The organism is Mycolicibacterium komossense (genome assembly GCF_025822605.1).
Lineage (GTDB): Bacteria > Actinomycetota > Actinomycetes > Mycobacteriales > Mycobacteriaceae > Mycobacterium > Mycobacterium komossense.
This window is the reverse complement of sequence record NZ_JACKTY010000020.1, coordinates 284,584-306,296: the sequence shown is the minus strand read 5'-3', so window position 1 is coordinate 306,296 and position 21,713 is coordinate 284,584. Positions and strand designations below refer to the sequence as shown.

Annotated in this window: 20 protein-coding genes; 12 read left to right on the top strand and 8 right to left on the bottom strand. The window is 66.7% G+C overall.

Annotation, left to right across the window (positions count from 1 at the left end):
- Positions 1-5: 5 nt before the first annotated feature.
- From H7J73_RS09080 to H7J73_RS09070, 3 genes are read right to left on the bottom strand one after another with little or no spacing between them, the layout of a single operon-like run.
- Positions 6-383: a RidA family protein gene (locus H7J73_RS09080; RefSeq protein WP_264066989.1), complete on the bottom strand. Its 378-nt coding sequence runs from the start codon at positions 381-383 to the stop codon at positions 6-8.
- A gap of 12 nt (positions 384-395) precedes the next feature.
- Entirely contained in the window at positions 396-1,706 is a 1,311-nt protein-coding gene (locus H7J73_RS09075; RefSeq protein ID WP_264066988.1) for an aspartate aminotransferase family protein, read from the bottom strand.
- On the bottom strand, positions 1,703-2,389 hold the full coding sequence (locus tag H7J73_RS09070; protein ID WP_264066987.1) for a GntR family transcriptional regulator: 687 nt from the start codon (positions 2,387-2,389) through the stop codon (positions 1,703-1,705). Before H7J73_RS09070 ends, H7J73_RS09075 begins: the two co-directional genes overlap by 4 nt.
- A gap of 163 nt (positions 2,390-2,552) precedes the next feature.
- On the opposite strand from H7J73_RS09070, the gene H7J73_RS09065 reads away from it, so the two are divergent.
- Positions 2,553-3,413, top strand: coding sequence for a hypothetical protein (locus H7J73_RS09065; RefSeq protein ID WP_264066986.1), 861 nt, complete (start codon positions 2,553-2,555; stop codon positions 3,411-3,413).
- 35 nt (positions 3,414-3,448) lie between these two features.
- Here H7J73_RS09065 and H7J73_RS09060 read toward each other — a convergent pair whose 3' ends face one another.
- Genes H7J73_RS09060 through H7J73_RS09050 form a run of 3 tightly spaced genes read right to left on the bottom strand, consistent with a single transcriptional unit; the run spans position 3,449 to position 6,050 of the window.
- The gene (locus tag H7J73_RS09060; RefSeq protein WP_264066985.1) at positions 3,449-3,787 is read right to left on the bottom strand and encodes a hypothetical protein; all 339 of its coding nucleotides are present in this window, start codon (positions 3,785-3,787) and stop codon (positions 3,449-3,451) included.
- The gene (locus tag H7J73_RS09055) at positions 3,784-5,334 is read right to left on the bottom strand and encodes an MBL fold metallo-hydrolase (RefSeq protein ID WP_264066984.1); all 1,551 of its coding nucleotides are present in this window, start codon (positions 5,332-5,334) and stop codon (positions 3,784-3,786) included. The genes H7J73_RS09060 and H7J73_RS09055 overlap by 4 nt, the downstream gene beginning before the upstream one ends.
- A gap of 38 nt (positions 5,335-5,372) precedes the next feature.
- A complete protein-coding gene (locus H7J73_RS09050) occupies positions 5,373-6,050 on the bottom strand; it encodes an aminoglycoside 3'-phosphotransferase (protein WP_264066983.1) in 678 nt (225 codons plus the stop codon).
- Between the two features lie 76 nt (positions 6,051-6,126).
- On the opposite strand from H7J73_RS09050, the gene H7J73_RS09045 reads away from it, so the two are divergent.
- Genes H7J73_RS09045 through H7J73_RS09035 form a run of 3 tightly spaced genes read left to right on the top strand, consistent with a single transcriptional unit; the run spans position 6,127 to position 8,467 of the window.
- Entirely contained in the window at positions 6,127-6,903 is a 777-nt protein-coding gene (locus H7J73_RS09045) for a lysophospholipid acyltransferase family protein (protein WP_264067113.1), read from the top strand.
- A gap of 5 nt (positions 6,904-6,908) precedes the next feature.
- Complete coding sequence (locus H7J73_RS09040) at positions 6,909-7,655, top strand: lysophospholipid acyltransferase family protein (RefSeq protein ID WP_264066982.1); 747 nt, start codon at positions 6,909-6,911, stop codon at positions 7,653-7,655.
- Positions 7,652-8,467: an HAD family hydrolase gene (locus H7J73_RS09035; protein ID WP_264066981.1), complete on the top strand. Its 816-nt coding sequence runs from the start codon at positions 7,652-7,654 to the stop codon at positions 8,465-8,467. The genes H7J73_RS09040 and H7J73_RS09035 overlap by 4 nt, the downstream gene beginning before the upstream one ends.
- Before the next feature lie 13 nt (positions 8,468-8,480).
- Here the strand turns inward: H7J73_RS09035 and H7J73_RS09030 are convergent, their stop codons facing one another.
- Both H7J73_RS09030 and H7J73_RS09025 read right to left on the bottom strand, forming a co-directional pair.
- The gene (locus tag H7J73_RS09030; RefSeq protein WP_264067112.1) at positions 8,481-10,079 is read right to left on the bottom strand and encodes an N-acetylmuramoyl-L-alanine amidase; all 1,599 of its coding nucleotides are present in this window, start codon (positions 10,077-10,079) and stop codon (positions 8,481-8,483) included.
- Positions 10,080-10,337: 258 nt separating this feature from the next.
- On the bottom strand, positions 10,338-11,288 hold the full coding sequence (locus H7J73_RS09025; protein ID WP_264066980.1) for a hypothetical protein: 951 nt from the start codon (positions 11,286-11,288) through the stop codon (positions 10,338-10,340).
- A gap of 186 nt (positions 11,289-11,474) precedes the next feature.
- Here H7J73_RS09025 and glf point away from each other — a divergent pair, with 186 nt between their 5' ends.
- The 8 genes from glf (at position 11,475) to H7J73_RS08985 (ending at position 21,672) form a co-directional block, all read left to right on the top strand.
- Positions 11,475-12,704 carry a UDP-galactopyranose mutase gene (gene glf / locus H7J73_RS09020; protein ID WP_264066979.1) on the top strand — a complete coding sequence of 410 codons (1,230 nt, stop codon included), beginning with the start codon at positions 11,475-11,477 and terminating at the stop codon, positions 12,702-12,704.
- Entirely contained in the window at positions 12,704-14,647 is a 1,944-nt protein-coding gene (locus H7J73_RS09015; protein ID WP_264066978.1) for a glycosyltransferase, read from the top strand. The genes glf and H7J73_RS09015 overlap by 1 nt, the downstream gene beginning before the upstream one ends.
- Positions 14,640-15,179, top strand: coding sequence for a phosphatase PAP2 family protein (locus tag H7J73_RS09010; RefSeq protein WP_264066977.1), 540 nt, complete (start codon positions 14,640-14,642; stop codon positions 15,177-15,179). Before H7J73_RS09015 ends, H7J73_RS09010 begins: the two co-directional genes overlap by 8 nt.
- A 30-nt stretch (positions 15,180-15,209) precedes the next feature.
- Entirely contained in the window at positions 15,210-16,124 is a 915-nt protein-coding gene (locus H7J73_RS09005) for a decaprenyl-phosphate phosphoribosyltransferase (RefSeq protein WP_264066976.1), read from the top strand.
- Positions 16,125-16,257: 133 nt separating this feature from the next.
- The gene (gene aftB / locus H7J73_RS09000) at positions 16,258-18,222 is read left to right on the top strand and encodes a terminal beta-(1->2)-arabinofuranosyltransferase (protein ID WP_264067111.1); all 1,965 of its coding nucleotides are present in this window, start codon (positions 16,258-16,260) and stop codon (positions 18,220-18,222) included.
- A gap of 244 nt (positions 18,223-18,466) precedes the next feature.
- Entirely contained in the window at positions 18,467-19,441 is a 975-nt protein-coding gene (locus tag H7J73_RS08995; RefSeq protein ID WP_276031083.1) for an alpha/beta hydrolase, read from the top strand.
- Positions 19,442-19,570: 129 nt separating this feature from the next.
- Entirely contained in the window at positions 19,571-20,635 is a 1,065-nt protein-coding gene (locus H7J73_RS08990) for an esterase family protein (protein WP_264066975.1), read from the top strand.
- A 173-nt stretch (positions 20,636-20,808) separates the two neighbouring features.
- Positions 20,809-21,672 carry an alpha/beta hydrolase-fold protein gene (locus H7J73_RS08985; RefSeq protein ID WP_435405457.1) on the top strand — a complete coding sequence of 288 codons (864 nt, stop codon included), beginning with the start codon at positions 20,809-20,811 and terminating at the stop codon, positions 21,670-21,672.
- The last annotated feature ends 41 nt before the right edge of the window (positions 21,673-21,713 follow it).

Genomic DNA, 21,713 nt, shown 5'->3' with positions numbered 1-21,713 from the left:
ATGGGTTAGTCGGGCAGGAAGGCGACGGCGTCGATCTCGACGCGGGCGCTGAAGAGCAGTTGGGACACCCCGACGGCGGCGCTGGCCGGGGGATGATCGCCGAAGCGTTCAGCTCGCGCTGTGGCGAACTCCGGGTAGTCGTCGAGGCCGACGAGGTAGGCGGTGATCCGGACGGTGTCGGTCAGGGCGCCACCGGCAGTGACCAGCGCTGTTTCGAGGTGATCGAAACAGCGGTGCGTTTGTTCGTAGAGTGTGCCGGTGACGGTGCCAGCCGGGCCGAAACCCACCTGGCCCGAGACGTGTATCCAGCGCCCGGGGCCGCTCACCGCGACGGCGTCGCTGTAACTACCGCCGGTCGCGGCGGCGAATCTGGCTATCGCCATGGTTTTTCCCGTCTAATTGAGAATGTTGAGTTCGTTGGCGACGTCGTCGAGGGCTGTGGTCAGGCGGTGGATGGCGTCGGTGGTGACGTCGTCGTCGACCACGGAGGACAGGGCGAACTCGTTGCCGTCGCCGATCAGCACGCCGCGGCGGATGGCGGCGAGGTGAAACAGCCGCGACATCGCCAGGTCCTGGCGGGGCCCCGTCGGGCTGGGCACCGTCGCGGACAGATAGACGCCGAACGCACTACCGATGCCCGTGGTCACCAGTGGCAGACCGAGTTTCACTGCGGCAGCTTCCAGGGCCGCCCGGATGTTCAGTGCGCGTCGCTCCATCGCCGCGATCACCGATGCCGTCAGATCGCGCACGGCCACCGTGCCGCACGCGGTCCCCAGCACGTTGCCGTTGAACGAGCCGCCGTGATAGACGCGGTCGGTCCGGTTCGGATCCAACCGGCCGACGATGTCGGGCCTGCCGACCACCGCCCCGACGGGTGTTCCGCCGCCGATGAACTTGCCGAGCATTGTCAGGTCGGCTTCGACTCCGAAGTGCTGCGCCGAGCCGCCCTCGGCGAGCCGGAACATCAGGCAGTCGTCGAGGATGAACAACGCTCCGTTGCGATGTGCGAGTTCCTGTGCACCGATCAGGAATTCGCGGTCTGCGGCGGTGACCACGCCGGTGTACATCACCGATTCCAGGATCACGGCGGCGATCTCAGTGCCGTGTTCGGCGAAGGCCCGTTCGAAGCTCGCCAGGTCGTTGAAGACGCCGAGTCTGGCCCGGCCCGGGTCCTCGCCCTGGCCGTGGAGGCCGGCCTCGAGCACGTCGTAGGAGCCGTGATAGCCGGCCCACGTTTTGAGTACCGACTGGCGTCCGGTGAAGGCTCGGGCCAGTTTGACGGCGAGCATGCTCGCTTCGGTGCCGGTGTTGGCGAACCTGACCAGGCCGTGGCTGGGGATGCGGCTCGACAGCAGTTCGGCGAAGGCGATCTGATGTTCCGAGGTGCCGGGCCACGCGGTCCCCGACCGCAGCACCCGCTCGGCCACCTCGACCACAGGGGCATATGCGTGGCCGTGAATGAGGCTGAGCCCGTTGCAGAACAGGTCGATGTACTCGCGGCCGTCCGCATCGAAAAGGTAAGGTCCGCTTCCTCTTTCGAACACCATGGGGTAGGGGGCGAACCAGCCGACGGTCCTGGTGCTGCCGCCGGGGAGGACGGCCTTGGCGCGTTCGGTCAGTGCCCGCGACCGCGGTGTCTCGGCGACGAACCGGTCTTGGAAACGCAACCAGGCTTGGTCGACTGTCGCCTCGATCGACGCGGTCACTGGGTGGCGTCGATTCTCTGGGATCCGGGTGCCCCTGCGGTCTGGAGCCATTCGGGATGATTGTCCAAGGTTAGTCGGGTGCGCCGGATGTGGACGCGGTGCAGGTCGGCAGCGTCTTCGGCGGCCCGGCGCTCACACGCCTCGACCAGGTTGCGGTGCTCGATGTTGGATTGCGGAAGGCTGGCGGGCAGCAGCGAGTAGACACCGCGGAACTGTCGGTTGGCTTCCTTCAGCCGGTGAATCTCGCGTTGGATCCGGGTCATGCCGCTGCGCATCGACATCAGATCGTGGAACTCGGCATCCATCCGCAGGTAGCCGGCGATGTCGCCCTCGGCGGCCAACGCGTCGCCTTCGTCGACGAGCTCACTGAGGCGCTCCAGATCTTCAGCGGTCAAGAAAGGCACGCTCGCGGCGACCGTGATGGGCTCGAGCGCTTCTCGCATGAGGTAAACCTCGCGCAGCTCTTCGGGATTCAACGGGGCCACCCGGGCGCCGACGTCGGGCTCGATGGTGATCAGGCCCTCCGCGGCCAGCAGGTGTAGTGCCTCGCGGGCCGGGATACGGCTGACCGAGAACTCGGCCGCGATGTTCTCCTGGACGATCCGGCGGCCGGGTGCCAACAGCCCCGAGACGATCTGCTCCCGCAGTACGGCGTGGATCTCCTGCGCCTTGGATGGCTTCACTGTATCCAATATGGGCAGTTTCTCGGATTCTCTGGGTTGTTTCTCCTGTGATGGTGCCACGATTGGATACAGTAAGGCCGTTGCACGCAGACCGCAATAGGATGCCGGGAAGACTTCTGCCAAGCTCGGCCGTTCCTGGGCAGCACTTTGTAAGGTGAATCCGGTGGGGACAGAGCCGGTGTCGAGTGAGCTAGCGACCGCAGTGATCTATCTGGCCGACGCGGAAGGCGCCGGCCGTGCGGCCGCACATCTGGCGGCCCCGCTGGCGGGGGTCGTGCTGGTGGTCCTCGGCGTCGTGTATCTGATTCGAGGGGCACGCGCCAAGAGGCGGGCGCCGCTGCACCCGCCGCAACCACCGTGGCCATCGCACCCGCCGCAGCCTCCGTGGCCACCGCCGTGGCAGCCGGAGTATCCGTCCCATCAGGGCTATCAGCCACCACATGGCTATTACCCTCCGCCGCAGCCCTATCCCGCCGGGCCACTGCCGTGGACAGGCGCGCCCCCGACGCGAACGTCAACCCATGGCCGGACCGGGGCGATTTTGCTGGTCATCGGGATACTGCTCCTGGGTGTCACGGTGGTCAGCGCCGCCGGCCGCGTTGTCACAGAGGCGAAATCGGCAATCGAGGTGGGCGAGTGCGCCGATATGGCGGCCGCTGGTACACCGAACGATCTCATCGCCATCGACTGTGCTGACCCCGCGGCCGTCGACGAATTGGCCTCTCGTAGTGAGACAAACGAATGCCCAGACGGTCAGCCGGTTGGCTCCGCGAAGTCGTTGTACGCCAGCATGTCCAACGGGTCGATCGCCTACTGCTTCATCCCGAATCTGAAGCAGGGCCAGTGCTACACGGTCGACACCGGGAGTTGGGTGTTCAAACCCGCCGACTGTTCCGCCGAGTTCGCGGTTCTCGTCGCTAAGCGGGTCGATGGTAAAAGCGACGAATCACTTTGCGGCGCAGACGCGAAGCCCATCGCCTACCCGCAGCCGCCGCGGACGTACTGCGTACAACCGCCATCGTGACGGCGCTCGGCGCAGGTCAGCACACGTCCTGGTGGCTACTTCTCCAACAAACTGTCGAGCACGGCCAGGAATTCCTTGGGTCGTTCGGGGGTGAACGCGGGACTCGGTTTGGCGCCCGCGATCTGGAGTGTCACGAGGGTCGATTTCAGCGGCCGCCGGATGTCGAGCGGTAACCAGCGACGCAGATCCGAGCTGCCCCAGATGCGGAATCGTTGCATGAAGATGCCCAGCGGCTCGGTCTGGTATCCGGTCACCGTCCGCAGCGGGATCACCTTTGCTGTCCCGGACGGAAAATGGTAGCGCCGCAGGGTGATCGCATGCCGGTCCAACTGCACCAGGCCGTCGTCGTACTGCTGCGTGACGGGCTCGCTCACAGCTTGGCCGATCGCAGTTCGTGACCCTTGGATGTCAGGCACCGGCCGTTGTTCAGGTTCCACTGCCAGCCGTGCAGGTTGCACGTCAGCGTCGAGCCGTCGATCACCCCGAACTTCGACAGATCTGCCTTGAGATGCGGGCACCGGCGCTGAATCTCCCAGCCGTCCAGCGTGATCGACGCGGAATCGTCATGCGCCTCGGCGAACCAGCCGTCGGCGTAGGCGATTCGCTCGTCGGTCAGGCATTTGAAGAAGGTGTACAGATACTCGTTGTAACCGCCCACCCGCCACGCGGTGAAGCGGGTGGACAGGAAGATGGTGTTGACCCAGTCCGGCTCGTTGTCACGCACCACGGTGCGCACCAGCTCGGGGGCGATCCCGAAGCCGTAGCGAAACTTCTCGTCCGGGATAGCTTCGCGCACAACCCGTTTCGGGAAGTCCAGCACTACAGTTTCGCTGCCGAGCCGCAGCTCCACCGGATAGCCGATCCCGTCGCAGATCTGGTCGGTCTGGATCATGATCGGTTCGAACAGCGCGCGCAACGGCTCCAGTAGTGGTTCGCCTTCGGCAGGCGCCCAGCCGGCCTTCTCGGCCGCCAGTACCGGTGCCATCCGCTGGGCGTAGGCCTCGATGTATGCCGCCTTGCCGGTGGTGAAGATCGCTTCGACTTCCTCGACCGGCGCCGGGTGAACAAGCGACTTCAGTTCTGCCCCAGCGAAATCGGCCGTCGAACCGGGAATCATCAGCAACCCGCCGTGCTGGCCTCCGGCGCGCATCTGTTCCAGGAACACCATCTGGTCGGGAAAGATGTTGGCCGGGTCGCCGTGGTCGTCGTTCAGATCCCGCAACGCCGGATCCAGGAAGCAGGGCGGCCCGGCCGACGGCACCACCCATGTCGCGCCGACCTGCGCGATGTACTGCCGGCAGCGGTCCATCTGGCGCTGCCGCTTCTGGATGCCGAACGCTTCCTTGGCCCGCGCCGGCATGTCGTAGACCATCGGATACCAGATGGCGCCGGAGTATTGCAGCATGTGCACGTCGACCGGGCCGAATTCCTCGGCCAGCACGTCGAGGTCAACGGGCCGGGCATCGTTCATGTTGAAGGCGACTGTCTCGCCGTCGGTCACCACCAGCCCGGAGTCGCCGATCGGGCCGTCGGCCGGTGCGCGCAGCGCGATGATCATCAGCTCCAGATCGCCCTTGGGCCCGCTGACGGTGTGCCGATGCGAGTCGGTGGTCTCGAAGAACGTATGGAAGCCGAGCTTCTCCAACTCACGACGCAGATCGGGCACCGGGAAATCCGGGAGCAGCACCACGGCGTCTTTGTTGACGTGTCTGCGCAGGTTCTCCGGGTCGAAGTGGTCCTTGTGCAGGTGGGAGACATACAGATAGTCGCAGTCACCCAGGGCGTCCCAGTCCAGCGTGCTGTTATCCGGGAACGGGAACCACGACGCGAAGTACGCGGGGTTCACCCACGGATCGCACAGGATGCTGCCGGCCCGGGTTTCGATCCGGAACCCGGCGTGCCCAACGCTCGTGACCTGCACAGATGACCTTTCCAGACGGTGGAGCTGCCCTACCGAGCTTAGCCGCCGAGGTGGTCGGGGGTCTGCCACGACCGCCGGTAGTAGTCGATGCGTATGGCATCGGGTTCGATGCCATACGCCTCTAGCAGGTCCTCCTCCCGGAGGCCGGGGTAATTCCAGCCGAGCGACAGCGTGGCCACCGCGAGGTCGGCCCACCGGTCGGCGACCCCCAATGCGCCGAGGTCGACGTGCCCGCAGAAGCGGCCGTCCGCGTCGATCAGGGTATTGGGCGCGCAGGCATCGCCGTGACAGACCACCAGCCGGTCCACGGGCGGCGCGTCCTCGAAATCGGTGCGTACCCACGGGCAGGACGCGACGGGTAATCGGTCGTGCAACATCCGGAGGCCGGCTCCGATTGCCCTGGCCGCCTGCTGCGGCCGGGCGACCCAGTGCGGGTGCACCGCAGACTCGCCGGGAAGTCCAGCGGTGTGCAGCCAGTCGCTGCCGTACCCCAGCACCCGTGGCACCGGTGTGTACCGGCTCGCCCAGGCCAAGCGGTCCGCTTCCGCGGCGAATTCACCTGGTCCGGTCTTGACGTACTCGGTGCCGTCCCCGCCGCACTCGATGCGGAAGGTGAGTGCGCCGAGCTCGTTGAGCCAGACCGCACGGACCGGCCGGCCCGCGGCGATCCGCGAAACGACGCCGGGTACTGGCGGTGAACCGGACGGAGAACTCACCCTCGAACTGTCTCAGACGAGGTAACCCAGGCCTTCGCCGCCGGACCCGTACTCGGGAGCACTAGGCTTGGCGCTTGTGGAACCGGTATACGGCACCGTTATCCAGTTGGCGCGGCTGACCTGGTGGGCCCAAGGACTGACCTTCACGGTCTCGGGCGTCGAAAACCTGCCGAAGACCGGCGGCGCCGTCATCGCCATCAACCACACCAGTTATTTCGACTTCACCTTCGCCGGACTTCCCGCCTACCAGCAACATCTGGGTCGAAAAGTGCGGTTCATGGCCAAGAAGGAAGTCTTCGACAACAAGATCACCGGCCCAATCATGCGCAGCCTGCGTCACATCCCCGTCGACCGAGAGCATGGTGCGGAATCGTTCGACGTGGCCTGCCAGCGGCTGAAGGCCGGCGAGTTCGTCGGGGTGTATCCCGAGGCGACGATCAGCCGTAGCTTCGAGATCAAGGAATTCAAGTCCGGTGCGGCCCGGATGGCGATCGCCGCGGGCGTGCCGATCGTCCCGCACATCGTCTGGGGCGCCCAGCGAATCTGGACCAAGGACCATCCGAAGAAGATGTGGCGGCCCAAGGTGCCGATCTTCATCACGGTTGGCGAACCGATCGAGCCGACGCTGCCCGCCGCGGATCTGACCACCCTGCTGCACTCGCGCATGCAACACCTGCTCGAACGAGTGCAGGACGAATACGGCACCCACCCGGCAGGGGAGTTCTGGGTGCCACACCGGCTGGGTGGGGGCGCCCCGTCGCTTGCCGAGGCAGGACGCCTGGACGCCGAAGAGGCCCGCCGCAAGGCGCAGGCCAGGGCGGCCCGACAGGCGGACGGGTCCGGTCCGGGGTAAGTGGCATGGAACCGGTTTTCCGCACCTTGGAGATCGCAGCCGGGGTGGCCGTCAAAGCCACCGGGACCGCGATCACCTTCCACGGGCTGGACACCATTCCGCGTATCGGCGGCGCGGTGATCGCGATCAACCACACCAGTTACGTCGACTTCGTCCCGGCCGCACTCGCCGCCAAACAGCGCGGCCGCCGGATGCGGTTCATGATCAAGTCCGAGATGCAGAAGATCGCACCGGTCAACTTTCTGATCCGGCATTCGAAGACCATCCCGGTGGACCGGTCCGCGGGAGCCGATTCGTACGCCATGGCGGTGACCGAGTTGCGCGACGGCGAGATCGTCGGGGTCTACCCGGAGGCGACCATCAGCCGCAGCTTCGAGCTCAAGGAATTCAAGTCGGGTGCGGCCAGGATGGCGCTCGAGGCGCAGGTGCCGATCATCCCGCTGATCGTCTGGGGCGCCCAGCGCATTTGGACCAAGGATCATCCGAAGAGCCTGGGCCGCAACAAAACCCCGATCGCCGTCGCGGTCGGCGCGCAGATCGTGCCGACGGGTACCGCCGAGCAGGTGGCCGCCGCCATGCGCGCGGAGATGACGGCAGTGCTGGACCGGGTCCAGTCGCAGTACCCGCATCCCGAGGGGGCGTACTGGGTGCCGAAACGGCTCGGCGGCGGTGCCCCGAGCCCGGTGGAAGCGAGGGCGCTCGACGAGGCCGAACTGGCCGAGCGGGCGCGTCGACGAATGGAGAACAGGTGACATTGCCCGCGTTGATCGCCAGCGATGTCGACGGCACCCTGCTCGACGAGGACGAGGTGGTCACACCGCGCACCCGCGACGCCGTCCGGGCGGCGGTGGCCTCCGGCGCCCAGTTCGTCTTGGCCACGGGCCGGCCGCCGCGCTGGATCAAACCGATCGTCGACGCATTGGGGTTGGCGCCGATGGCGGTCTGCGCCAACGGCGCCGTACTCTACGATCCGGCCACCGATCGGATCATCTCAGCCCGGACACTGTCCACGGAAGCGCTTGCCGCACTGGCCGATATCGCGACGCGCGCCATTCCCGGCGCCGGCCTGGCCGTCGAGCGCGTCGGGCGCAGCGCTCACGACTCCGCCACCCCGCAGTTCGTCAGCTCCCCGGGTTATGAGCATGCGTGGCTCAACCCGGACAACACCGAGGTGTCGATCGAGGATCTGCTGTCGGCCCCCGCGGTGAAACTGTTGGTCCGCAAGGCCGGCGCCGCCAGTTCAACGATGGCGGCGGAACTGGCCAAGCACCTGGGGGCCCATGGCGATATCACCTACAGCACCAACAACGGCCTGATCGAGATCGTGCCGCGGGGTATCAGCAAGGCGACGGGCATCGCGGAGGTCGCGGATCCGCTGGGGATCACCGCGGCCGACGTCATCGCGTTCGGCGATATGCCCAACGATGTGCCGATGCTGCGCTGGGCGGGGCACGGTGTGGCGATGGGCAATGCCCATCCTGATGCGGTGGCGGCGGCCGACGAGGTGACCGCACCCAACAGCGACGACGGGCTGGCCCGGGTGCTCGAACGCTGGTGGTGGTAAGCGCTTCTGAGGGTCAGGCGGCCTTGTCGATCGGCGTGAAGCGCTCCAACTGGATGGGGGGCCCGTTCGGCGGCGGTGGCGGCAGTTCCTGCGCGACGCCGTCAACCACCCTGGTCACCATGCCGGTCTCGCGATCGAAGTTCAGCGTGCCGTGCTGGAAGTTCTGCACCACCCACTGCGGCTCTTGGATCTCGCCGCTGGTCGGCAGGCCGAGCAGCCCGCGCTCGTAGCCCAGGGAGGCCCACGCGTCGTAGATCGAGCCGGTGACCGGTTCGGCGCCACTACCGGGCGACCAGTAGATGGCTCCGTGGTCGAAGGTCACGTAGCGGGTGTCGCTGTCAGTGGCCGCTTCGGGTGCGCGGGGCGCGCCGAGCGGACTGTTTCCGGCGCCGAGGGCCTGCCATTTGGCGTAGATGGCGCCACCTCGCAACCGGTCCTCGAGGGTGAGCGGTTTCGGTGGCTCGTTGAAACGTGCTGCGATCTCCCGGATTTCGGGCATCGCTGCGTAGGCCTGGGCGCCGGGGCAGTCCGTGTTGCCGACGTCGCGATGGGTGAAGATCGTCGGAAGGGTCGGGGTGGTGCCGCGCGGGAAGTGCGTGTAGATCGTGCCAGCCGACGTCAGTACGACGGTGCCCAGCGGGTCGACGTGATCCAGCCCGAGCCGCCACCCGATCAGGCGCCCGACGGTGCGCAGCTGGATATCGGTCGGTCGGACGTCATCGAAATTGCCGAGCATGGCCACACCCCAGGTGTCCCAGTTGAACCCGCCGGTGTGTGATCCCTCGACCGGGCGGTCGATCCCGCCGGCACGGCCCTCGAAAACCTGTCCGTACTTGTCCACCAGGGCGTTGTAGGCGATGTCGCACCAGCCCAGTGTTCTGGTGTGGTAGGCGTAGATCGCCCGGACGATGGCCGCGGAATCCTCCGGCGCGTAGTCGTTGCTGCCCGCCGTGTGGTGCACGATCGCGGCCTTGACGCCGTCGTCATAAACCGGGTTACCGCATTTCATCGACTCGTCGGCACCCCACTGGGCGCGCGAGATGATGTTGGGCGCCTGCCCGGGGGCCAACACCCCGCTGGGAGGCTGCCACTGTACGTCGACGGGCGCCTTGGGCGGTGTGATGAGCACGGCCGAGAGATTTTGTGCGAGCGATCGTTCGGTGGTCGCGGGGACGTAACCCAACTTGTCCGGCTGGCCACCGGTCGGTGGTGCGACGGTGACGGGCGCGCCGGTCGGGCGGGTGACCGCGATCTGCACTGCCGTCGTGATGCCGACGAATACCGGCTCGGTGCCTTTCGGGCCGTGGGCCGCGCCGGGCCCGTCGTCGTCGCCATTGGACTCGACGGTCTCGGCTTCGTACCAGGGTCCCCAGCTGCCGTCGCTGCGTTTGGCGCGGATCCGTGCCGACGTGCCGGTCAGATCGTCACCGGTCAGGGCGACCATCGAGAACGGGGTCTGCTGGGAGACCTCGCGAAGCGTGACTCCGCCGCCCAGTCCGGTCAGCGGTTGTTCGGCCAGTCGGGTGTCCGCGGCGCGGGGATGGTCGGCGTCGGGGGGTGTGCCCTCCAGTGCCCACGGCAGTAGAACGACGGTTGCCGCGATCGCGGTCAGAAGGATCGTCGGCGTCGGGCGCGAACGCCCCCTGCTCCGGCGCTGGGGCTGGGGCTGGGGACGAATCCCGCGACGGAATCGCGCAATCGGACCGAACGGCACGGGCTGATGTTACGTATGTGTCAGTTGATGCCAGTGTTTCGACACGATACGGATGTGAAGAAAGTGAAACCTGCAACGGCACCGCAGGGCGGTTGGGCTCGATCGCGAGGGGGGACGGGGATCAGCCCACCCTGCGGTGCCGTCTTGTAGCAGGTCTTACCCGGCCGCAGCCGGCGCGGCAGGTGCCGCCGCGGCGGCCGCAGGTGCCGCTGATTGGATGGCGCCCATGATCGAGGGCATCAGCACGCCCTTGAGCAGGTCGATCGCCTGGCCCGCGCCGAGCTGCTGAGCAGCGCTGCTGAGATCGCTGACGATGCCGCCGGAGGCCGGCGCAGGTGTGCCCAGCCCCAGTGACGGATCGCCGAGGATCGGATAGGTGCCCGCCATCGGGTCCAGGCCGGTCGGGGAGCTGATCGGCTGTTCGTTCGCTAACCCGAGTCCGAGGCCCGGGGTGGTGCCCACTGCGCCGGGAACCGTCAGGTCGGGCGTCGTGAGGCCGGGTGTGGTGAGGCCGGGTGTCGTGAGGCCGGGTGTGGTGAGGCCGGGTGTGGTGAGGCCGGGTGTCGTGAGGCCGGGTGTGGTCAGACCGGGTGTGGTCAGGCCGGGTGTGGTCAGGCCGGGCGTGGTCAGACCGGGTGTCGTCGCGCTAGGCAGCGTCAGCGCCGGATTGGTGAGCGCCGGATTGGTCAGGCCGGGCGTCGTCAGGCCGGGCGTGGTCAGACCGGGTGTCGTCAGGCCAGGGCTGGTCAGGCCGGGGCTGTTCAGCCCAGGGGCGGCCAACGCCGGATTGGTCAGGCCGGGCACACCCAGCCCCGGTGTGGTCAGGGCCGGTCCCGCGCTGATCGGCTGCGCACCGGCCGGGCTCAGGCCGGTCGGCAGTGGCGGCAGGCTGACGCCGAACTGCGACAGGCCCTGCGAGAGTGCGGACAACAGCTCGTTGGGCAGGTCGGTGACCACCGCCGCCTGGGTGAAATCGACGCTCTGTGGTGCGGGCTTGGCGTCTGCGGCCAGCTCAGACACAGCGACCACGGCAAATGGACTTGCGACTGCCAGGGCGGCGACTGCGCTCATGGCTGTCGAGAGCTTGCGTCTCCGTCGGTTAGGCACGGAAGTCTCCTCAATATCTGACTACGTGTGATGGATGGCTATGTGGAGATAGGTACGTGTCCGATGGTACGGGTGTGACTGGTGTGTCTAGAGGTACGAGACCGAATCGTGAGGGAATCGCGACCTTGATCCACTAGAGGCTCTGCGAGGAGGGTCCGGCCACCGGGTCGGATACCCTAGCTGCCGATGACTTCACCTACTCCCCGGGTCGCTGCGCTCCAGCCCGCCGGCCGTTTTGACCTGATCATCGTCGGGTCCGGATTCTTCGGCTTGACGATCGCTGAGCGCGCCGCCACACAGCTCGGCAAGCGCGTTCTCGTGCTGGACCGGCGACCGCATATCGGCGGCAATGCCTACTCCGAGCCTGAACCGCAGACCGGCATCGAGATCCACAAATACGGCGCCCACCTGTTCCACACCTCCAATAAGCGGGTGTGGGACTACGTCCGTCAGTTCACTGAATTCACCGGCTACCAGCACCGCGTCTTCGCGATGCACAACGGCCAGTCCTATCAGTTCCCGTTGGGCCTTGGCTTGGTGTCCCAGTTCTTCGGGAGGTACTTCACGCCGGACGAAGCCCGGGCCTTGATCGCCGAGCAGGCCGCCGAGTTCAACAGCGCGCAAGCGCAGAACTTCGAGGAGAAGGCGATCAGCCTGATCGGGCGCCCGCTGTATGAGGCGTTCGTGAAGCACTACACCGCCAAGCAGTGGGAGACCGACCCGCAGGACCTGCCTGCCGCGAACATCACCCGACTGCCCGTGCGCTACACGTTCGACAACCGCTACTTCAACGACACGTACGAGGGTCTGCCCGTCGACGGGTACACCGCCTGGCTGGAGAACATGGCCGCAGACTCTCGCATCGAGGTGCGGTTGGACACGGACTGGTTCGACGTGCGCGACGAAGTTCGCGCGGCCAGTCCCGACGCCCCCGTGGTGTACACCGGCCCGCTGGACCGTTACTTCGACTACTCGGCCGGCCGACTCGGCTGGCGCACGCTCGACTTCGAGACCGAGGTCCTGAGTGACTGCGGTGACTTTCAGGGCACACCCGTCATGAACTACAACGACGCCGACGTGCCCTACACCCGGATCCACGAGTTCCGGCACTTCCACCCCGAACGGGCCTACCCGACTGACAAGACCGTCATCATGCGTGAGTACGGGCGGTTCGCGAAGGACGACGACGAGCCCTACTACCCGATCAACACCCCAGAGGACCGAGCCATGGTCATCGCCTACCGCGAACTGGCCAAGGCCGAAGCCGCGTCGGCGAAGGTGCTGTTCGGCGGACGGCTGGGCACCTATCAGTACCTCGACATGCACATGGCGATTGCCAGTGCACTGAACATGTTCGACAACACGCTGGCGCCGCACCTGCGCGACGGTGCGCCGCTCGAAGAAAGCAGCACATGATGAGTGACATCCCATCCGGCGCCCTCGACGCCAGCGAAACCCGCGCCGTCAGCCTGCTGTCCCGCATCATCCTGCCGCGACCGGGTGAACCGCTGGACGTCCGCAAGCTCTATATAGAGGAATCGGAGACCAACGCCCGCCGCGCGCACCCGCCGACGCGCACCACACTCGAGATCGGCGCCGAGTCCGAGGTGTCCTTCGCGACCTACTTCAACGCGTTCCCGGCCAGCTATTGGCGGCGCTGGTCGATCCTCGAATCGGTGGTGCTGCGCGTCGAGCTGACCGGCAGCGCCCGCATCGACGTCTACCGCTCCAAGGCCACCGGCGCCCGGATCACGGTGGGCGGTACCGAGGCGTCGAGCATCGACCAGAACACCCCCGCTGTCACGGAGTTCGAGATCGGCCTCGACCCGTTCGAGGACGGCGGCTGGATTTGGTTCGACATCACCACCGACACCCAGGTGACCGTGCACAGTGCCGGCTGGTACGCGCCGATCCCCGCGCCCGGCCGGGCCAACGTCGCCGTCGGGATTCCCACCTTCAACCGGCCGTCGGACGCCGTCAACGCGTTGGCGGCCCTGACCTCGGATCCGCTGGTCGACGAAGTGATCACCGCGGTGATCGTCTCGGACCAGGGCACCAGCAAGGCCAAGGACAATCCCGGGTTCGCCGCGGCGGCCGCAGCGCTGGGCGACCGGCTCACTATTCACAACCAGCCCAACCTCGGCGGCTCCGGCGGCTACAGCCGGGTGATGTACGAGGCGCTGAAGAACACCGACTGTGACCAGATCCTGTTCATGGATGACGACATCCGCGTCGAGCCCGACTCGATCCTGCGGGCGCTGGCGCTGAACCGGTTCGCGAAGGTGCCGACGCTCGTCGGCGGTCAGATGCTCAATCTGCAGGAGCCGTCGCATCTGCATGTCATGGGCGAGATGGTCAACCAGGCGAACTTCATGTGGAGCGGCGCCGTCAACACCGAGTACGACCACAACTTCGCGAAGTACCCGCTCAACGACGAAGAACACGAGCGCAGCCGGCTGCTGCACCGCCGGATCGACGTCGACTTCAACGGCTGGTGGATGTGCATGATCCCGCGGCAGGTCGCCGAGGAGCTCGGCCAGCCGGTGCCGTTGTTCATCAAGTGGGACGACGTCGAGTACGGGCTGCGGGCCGGGGAGCGCGGCTACCCGACCGTCACCCTGCCGGGCGCGGCGATCTGGCATATGGCGTGGAGCGACAAGGACGACGCCATCGACTGGCAGGCGTACTTCCATCTGCGCAACCGGCTGGTGGTGGCCGCCTTGCACTGGGACAGCAGTGCCACCGGCCTGGTCGCCAGCCATCTCAAGGCGACGATCAAACACCTTCTCTGCCTTGAGTATTCGACAGTTGCCATCCAGAACCGGGCGATGGATGACTTCCTCGCTGGGCCTGAGCACATCTTTTCGATCCTGGAGTCCGCACTGCCAGAGGTGCGCAAGATGCGCTCCCAGTTCCCCGACGCAGTGGTGCTGCCCAGTGCGACCGCGCTCCCGGCTCCGTCGGACAAGCGCTGGCGCAAGAAGGTCTCGATCCCCGTCGGGCCGCTGGCGATCTCGTGGCGCCTTGGCCGCGGCGTCCTGCACCAGCTCACGGCGCACGATCCCGCGCACCACCAGCGCCCGCAGATCAACGTCGCCACCCAGGACGCGCGGTGGTTCTCCCTGTCGCGGGTCGACGGTGTCACGGTGACCACTGCCGATGGCCGTGGCGTGGTGTTCCGCCAGCGTGACCGGACCAAGATGTTCGAGCTGCTGCGCGAATCGCTGAAACGCCAGGCTCTGCTGGTCCGTAAGTTCAACCGGATGCGCAAGGTCTACCGGGGCGCGCTACCGGTGCTGAGCAGCCAGCAGAAGTGGGAAACCGTGCTGCTGGAATCGTCGGATCGCACCAATGCCTGAGCCGGGTTCGCCCGGCGGTGAAGTCGCGCTGCTGGTCTCGGTGCAGTCAGCTCTGGTCGGCAGGCCCGGCGTACTGCCGGTCGCCCGCGCGATGTCGTACTTCGGCGAGCACAGCCTCGGCTGGCTAGCCGTGTCCGCGCTCGGCGCCCTGCGGCAGCCGCACCGGCGCAGGCAGTGGATCGTGGCCGGGGTTGGAACCTTCACGGCGCACGCTGCTGCCGTGCTGATCAAGCGAGTCGTCCGCAGGCCCCGTCCGCATGATCCGGCGGTCATCGTCAACGTCGGAGTACCGAGCAAGCTCAGCTTCCCGTCGGCGCACGCCACCTCGACCACCGCAGCGGCGATTCTGATCGGACAGGCCACCGGACGGCCGCTGCCGGTCGTGCTGGTCCCGCCCATGGCGTTGTCACGAATGGTGCTCGGCGTGCACTATCCCAGTGACGTCGCTGCCGGTGTGGTGGTCGGCGCGGTGGTCGCGAAGGGAATCGCGGCGCTCGCCTCCCGGGTTGGCGGCCGGGGCGTAGGACACTGATGACGGTCGCCCGTGACAAAGGAGCCTTGAGTGAGTGAGGAAGCGGCGCCGGTCCTCGGGCCCCCGAAGAATCTGCCGGTCGGCATCATCAAGGCGCTGCGCCCACGACAGTGGGTGAAGAACCTGCTGGTCTTCGCCGCGCCACTGGCCGCGCTGGGCAGCGACATCGGCTACGACTACGGCCAGGTCCTGCTCAAGGTCAGCATCGCGTTCGTGGTGTTCTGTCTGGCCGCGTCGTGTGTGTACCTGATCAACGACGCCCGCGACGTCGAAGCCGACCGGGCGCACCCGACGAAGCGGTACCGGCCCATCGCGGCCGGTGTCGTGCCGGAGTCGCTGGCCTACGTGCTGGCCGTTGTGCTCGGCGTGGCATCGCTGGCGATTTCCTGGTTCGTCACCCCCAACCTCACTGTGGTGATGGCGATCTACATCGCGATCCAGTTGGCCTACTGCTTCGGCCTCAAGCACCAGGCCGTGCTCGACATCTGCATCGTCTCCTCCGGCTTCCTGATCCGCGCGATCGCCGGCGGTGTCGCGGCGAATATCCCGCTGTCGCAATGGTTCCTGTTGGTGATGGCCTTCGGAGCGCTGTTCATGGCGGCGGGCAAGCGCTATGCCGAACTCCAGCTCGCCGAGCGCACCGGCGCCAAGATCCGCAAATCGCTGGAGAGCTATACCAGCAGCTACCTGCGGTTCGTCTGGACGTTGTCGGCCACGGCGGTGGTCATCTGCTACAGCCTGTTTGCGTTCGAGCGCGACGACGCCGGCGGCTCGTGGTGGGCGGTGACGATCGTGCCCTTCACCATCGCGATCCTGCGCTACGCCGTCGACATCGACGGCGGCCTGGCCGGTGAACCCGAGGAGATCGTCCTGCGGGACCGGGTGTTGCAGCTGCTGGGAGTCGTTCTGCTGGGAACCGTCGGTGCCGCGGTCTACTTCGGCTGACCTGCCCACTGGGGTAATTCCCAAGTCCGGCCCGACCGCGCCGGTGATCCGCCGTGCGCCCGTCAGTGGCCAGCCGCCCGGCCCACCCACGCCGGCGGCCGGGCCGCCCCCTCGTCGTCCGCGGTCGTCGGCGTTGGGGCCGGCGTTCCCGTTCTCTCTGTCGGCGCGGCTGAGCCTGTGGCTCGGCGTGATCGTGGTCGGGGCGCTGTTCGGGTGGGGTGCCTGGCAGCGACGGTGGATCGCCGACGACGGCCTCATCGTGCTGCGCACGGTGCGCAATCTGCTGGCCGGAAACGGCCCGGTGTTCAACAAGGGCGAGCGGGTCGAGGCCAACACCTCGACGGTATGGAGCTACCTGGCCTATCTCGGCGGCTGGGTGGGCGGCCCGGCTCGGCTGGAGTACGTGGTTCTCGTCCTGGCGCTGAGTCTCAGCGTCATTGGCATCATCCTGCTGATGCTCGGCGCCGCCCGGCTGTACGCACCCAGCCTGCAGGGCAGGCGTGCGCTGCTGCTCCCGGCCGGCGCCCTGGTCTACATCGCGATTCCACCGGCCCGGGATTTCGCGACGTCGGGCCTGGAGAACGGCCTGGTGTGCGCCTACCTCGGCCTGCTGTGGTGGATGCTGGTCTGCTGGTCGCAGGGTCCGCGCATCGACGAAATCCGCAGGGGCACAACCGCCGATGCCCACGGCGTCGGGCGCTGGTTCACTGCCGCGCTCGCCTTCGTCGCCGGACTGAGCGTCCTGGTTCGCCCCGAACTCGCCCTGATCGGCGGCCTGGCGCTGGTGATGATGCTGATCGCAGCACGCGGCTGGCGCAGACGGGTGCTGATCGTGGTGGCCGGCGGACTGCTGCCGGTGGGCTATCAGATTTTCCGGATGGGCTACTACGGCCTGATCGTGCCGGGTACGGCCGTCGCCAAAGATGCTACGGGCGCGAAGTGGTCGCAGGGCATGATCTATCTGACCAATTTCAACGCCCCGTATCTGCTGTGGGTCCCGGCGGCTCTGCTGGTCGGTCTCGGACTGGTCCTGGTCGCGACGCGGGCGCGCCCGTGGTGGCTGCACCATGGCGTACCGACTGGCCGCGGCAGGCTTGCCCGGACCATCCAGAGCCCGCCCGCCATCGTAATTTTCTTCGTCGTCAGTGGGCTGCTCCAGGGCATTTACTGGATCCGCCAGGGCGGGGACTTTATGCACGGCCGGGTTTTGCTGGCACCCGTGTTTTGCATGCTTGCGCCGGTGGCCGTCATCCCCATCTTGGCGCCCGACGGAACGCGATTCTCCCGTAGGACCGGCTACGTCCTGGCCGGCGCGACGGCGGCGCTGTGGGTGGCGATCGCCGGCTGGTCGGTCTGGGCGGCCAACTCCCCGGGACTGGGGTCCGACGGCACCAAGGTGAGCTATTCCGGGATCGTCGACGAGCGCCGGTTCTACTCGCAGGCCACCGGCCACGCGCATCCGCTGACCGCCGCCGACTACCTGGACTACCCCCGGATGCGGGCCGTGCTGGTCGCGCTGAACAACACCCCCGACGGGGCGCTGCTGCTGCCGTCCGGCAACTACGACCAGTGGGATGTGGTGCCGGCCTACCCACCCCCGCTGCCGCCGCCTGGTGTTCCGGCACCGACCCACTACATCGGCCCGCACACAGTCTTTTTCACCAATCTCGGCATGCTCGGCATGAATGTCGGGCTCGATGTCAGAGTGATCGACCAGATCGGTCTGGCAAACCCGCTGGCGGCACATACGGCCCGTCTTGACGATGGCCGGATCGGCCACGACAAGAACCTCTTCCCGGACTGGGCCGTCGCCGAGGGGCCGTTCTTCAAGGAGCATCCTTATGTCCCGCCCTATCTGGACGAGGGCTGGATCAAAGAGGCCGAGGCGGCACTCAAATGCCCTGCCACCGACGCTCTGCTGTCGGCTATGCGCGGCCCGGTGACCCCGCGCAGATTCCTGTCCAGCCTGTTGCACGCCTACGAATTCACCAAATACCGGATCGATCGGGTGCCTGAATACGAATTGATCCGCTGCGGGCTGCCGGAACCGGCACCGTCCGAGACCCCTTACACTGGCTTACCGGCAACGGGACCCTAGCGATACTCAGCGTTAGCTGACGGGGCTTCCGATCGGTAACGCTGCAGACATGCCGAAGCGATACCCAGTCAGGTGTGTGCACTCACGCACCGAACCGCGAGCTGTGCCACGGATGTCTTCTTCCGAAAAGAAGCCGCGACACTAACGAACGGATGGTTGGGTACACGTGAGGAGCACCACGGCCGCGCGGGCCGCTACGCGGGGACGTCTGTCCCGCCGGCTGACCGCCACGGTCGCCGCGGTACTGACGCTGCCCGCGTTGGTCGCCCTCGGCGGGCTGCCCGGGGTGACCCCGACCGCGGGCGCGTTCTCCCACGACGGTCTGCCCGTCGAGTACCTCAGCGTCTACTCGCCCTCGATGGGGCGCAACATCCAGGTGCAGTTCCAGAGCCCCGGTTTGGCCTCCGGAGCACCGACCGTCCCCAGCAAGGCTGTCTACCTACTCGACGGACTGCGGGCGCAGGACGACTACAGCGGCTGGGACGTCAACACCGCGGCGTTCGACTGGTTCTTCGGCTCCGGTATCGCCACCGTGATGCCCGTCGGCGGCCAGTCCAGCTTCTACAGCGACTGGTATTCACCGTCGAATTTCAACAAGCAGCCCTATACCTATAAATGGGAGACGTTTCTCACCAGTGAGCTTCCGCAGTTCCTGGCCGCCAACAAGCAGGTGTCACCCACCGGCAACGGAGTCGTCGGGCTGTCCATGTCGGGCGGGGCCGCGCTGATCCTGTCGGCTTACCACCCGGCGCAGTTCGTCTACGCCGGGTCGCTGTCCGGCTTCCTGAACCCGTCGGCGCCGGACATGGCGCAGGCGATCCGGGTTGCCATGATCGATGCCGGCGGCTACAACGCCGACAACATGTGGGGACCGCCGTGGGATCCGGCATGGAAGCGCAACGACCCCGTCCGGCAGGTGCAGACGATCGTGAACAACGGTACCCGGCTGTGGATCTCCTGCGCCCCGGGCGGGCCGACATCTGATCCGGTGCCGCCGGCGCCGGACGCCGATCCGAACCAGGCCGTCGACGGCGCCAACTCCGGAGCCCTCGAAGCGCTCGCGATCGGGAGCAACAAGCTGTTCCAGGAGAGGTATCTGCAGGCCGGAGGCAAGAACGCGACGTTCACCTTCCCGGCCTCGGGTGACCATTCCTGGGCGTACTGGGGTGAGCAGTTACAAGCACTCAAACCTGACCTGATCGCCACGGTGAACAGGTAGTTAAGGGCCGGTTGGTGACGTTTTGGAGACGAAGTGAAAAACGAACGATCACAAAAGTTGTGGTTGACTACACGGGCACGCAGCTGTGTCTCTGCCGTGCGGCATACAAATGATGGGAATGGTAGCTCTATGAAGTTGGTCGAGAAAATGCGCGGCGTTTGGGGGCGCCGCCTAGTGGTTGCGGCCGCTGCGGCGGCCGTCCTGCCCGGCCTGATCGGTGTCTCTGGGAACACCGCAACTGCAGGGGCGTTCTCCCGTCCCGGCCTCCCGGTCGAGTACCTGATGGTGCCTTCGGCGGGGATGGGTCGCGATATCAAGGTCCAGTTCCAGAGCGGCGGCCCGAACTCGCCCGCCGTCTACATGCTTGACGGTCTGCGTGCGCAGGACGACTTCAACGGCTGGGACATCAACACCGCGGCGTTCGAGTGGTACTACGGCTCGGGCATCTCGATGGTGATGCCGGTCGGCGGTCAGTCCAGCTTCTACAGCGATTGGTACAAGCCCGCGTGCGGCAAGGCCGGTTGCACCACCTATAAGTGGGAGACGTTCCTGACCTCCGAGCTGCCCGCCTTCCTGGCGTCGCAGAAGGGTGTCGACTCCAGCCGGACCGCTGCTGTCGGCCTCTCGATGGCCGGTTCGGCCGCTCTGACGCTGGCGATCTGGCACCCGGGGCAGTTCCAGTACGCCGCCTCGTTGTCTGGCTTCCTGAACCTGTCCGAGGGCTGGTGGCCGTTCCTGGTCAACATCTCGATGGGTGACGCCGGCGGCTTCAAGGCCGACGACATGTGGGGCTCGACCGGCTCCGACGGCAACGCCTGGAAGCGCAACGACCCGCTGGTCAACATCAACACGTTGATCGCCAACAACACCCGGATCTGGATCTACTGCGGTAGCGGTACCCCGTCCGATCTCAGCGCGGGCGCGAGCTCGGGCAACCTGTTCAACGCGAAGTTCCTCGAAGGCCTGACCTTGCGTACCAACAAGACCTTCAAGGACACCTACATCGCCAACGGCGGCACCAACGGTGTCTTCAACTTCCCGGCAGACGGTGTGCACGACTGGCCGTACTGGGGTCAGCAGCTGCAACAGATGAAGCCCGACATGCAGCGTGTGCTGGGTGCGGTGCCGTTCGATCCCGCAGCAGCTGCGGCTTCTGCGACTCCTGCCGACGCCTCGGCGCAGGCCGGCGGCTAGGACTTCTCGACGCTTTGACGACGACGGCGGCGCCTCCCGATGGGGGCGCCGCCGTTGTTCGTCAGCGGCTCTTTATCGTGATGTGATTCACTACCTGCGGACGGGGCCGAACCATTCAGACCAGCGAGGGGATCTGCCAGGTGAGTAACAGGCTGCTGTCGAACGTGGCGCGGATGATGTGCACCGTGCTGTTGGTCGGCACCATGTGGAGTGTCGCCGTGGCTCCCGCGCAGGCGGCCGAAGTCGAGTACCTGCAGGTGCCGTCGGCGGCGATGGGCCGGGATATCCCGGTGGCGTTCCAGGGCGGCGGTCCGCACGCGGTGTTCCTGCTGGATGCGTTCAACGCGGGTCCGGACGTGAGCAACTGGGTGACGGCAGGCAACGCGATGAACACCCTCGCCGGCAAAGGCATCTCGGTGGTCGCCCCGGCCAGCGGTGCTTTCAGCCTGTACACGAACTGGGAGCAGGACGGCTCCAAGCAGTGGGAGACGTTCCTGTCCTCGGAGCTGCCGGACTGGCTGGCCGCCAACAAGGGCCTGGCGCCGGGCGGGCATGCGATCGTCGGTGCCGCTCAGGGCGGCACCGGGGCGGTGACGCTGGCTGAGTTCTACCCGAACCGGTTCCGCTACGCCGGGTCCATGTCGGGGTTCCTGTATCCGTCGAACACCTTCCTCAACGGCGCGCTGCACGACGGGATGATGCAGTACGGCGGCGTGGACACGAACCTGATGTGGGGTCCGCCGCAGTTCGGCCGGTGGAAGTGGCATGACCCGAACGTGCACTCGCAGCTGCTGGTCGATAACAACACCCGGTTGTGGATCTACAGTCCGCAGACTCTGACCTGCAGTGATCCGGCGGCGATGATCGGCTACTGCGATCAGGCCCAGGGCAGCAACCGAACGTTCTACACGTCGTACCGCTCCAACGGCGGTTCCAATGGGCACTTCGACTTCCCGACCGGCGGCCAGCACGACTGGGGCTCCTGGTCGGCGCAGCTGGGCGCGATGTCCGGCGACCTGGCCGCCGCCATCGCCTGACCGGGTCAGTCGAACCGCGGCCGGCGAGCGACCGATGCGGG

Coding starts and splice junctions, on each gene's coding strand:
- glf (WP_264066979.1), top strand. CDS start 11,475: ATGACTTCACCTACTCCCCGGGTCGCTGCGCTCCAGCCCGCCGGCCGT.
- H7J73_RS08990 (WP_264066975.1), top strand. CDS start 19,571: ATGAAGTTGGTCGAGAAAATGCGCGGCGTTTGGGGGCGCCGCCTAGTG.
- H7J73_RS09080 (WP_264066989.1), bottom strand. CDS start 383: ATGGCGATAGCCAGATTCGCCGCCGCGACCGGCGGTAGTTACAGCGAC.
- H7J73_RS08985 (WP_435405457.1), top strand. CDS start 20,809: ATGATGTGCACCGTGCTGTTGGTCGGCACCATGTGGAGTGTCGCCGTG.
- H7J73_RS09015 (WP_264066978.1), top strand. CDS start 12,704: ATGAGTGACATCCCATCCGGCGCCCTCGACGCCAGCGAAACCCGCGCC.
- H7J73_RS09040 (WP_264066982.1), top strand. CDS start 6,909: ATGGAACCGGTTTTCCGCACCTTGGAGATCGCAGCCGGGGTGGCCGTC.
- H7J73_RS09010 (WP_264066977.1), top strand. CDS start 14,640: ATGCCTGAGCCGGGTTCGCCCGGCGGTGAAGTCGCGCTGCTGGTCTCG.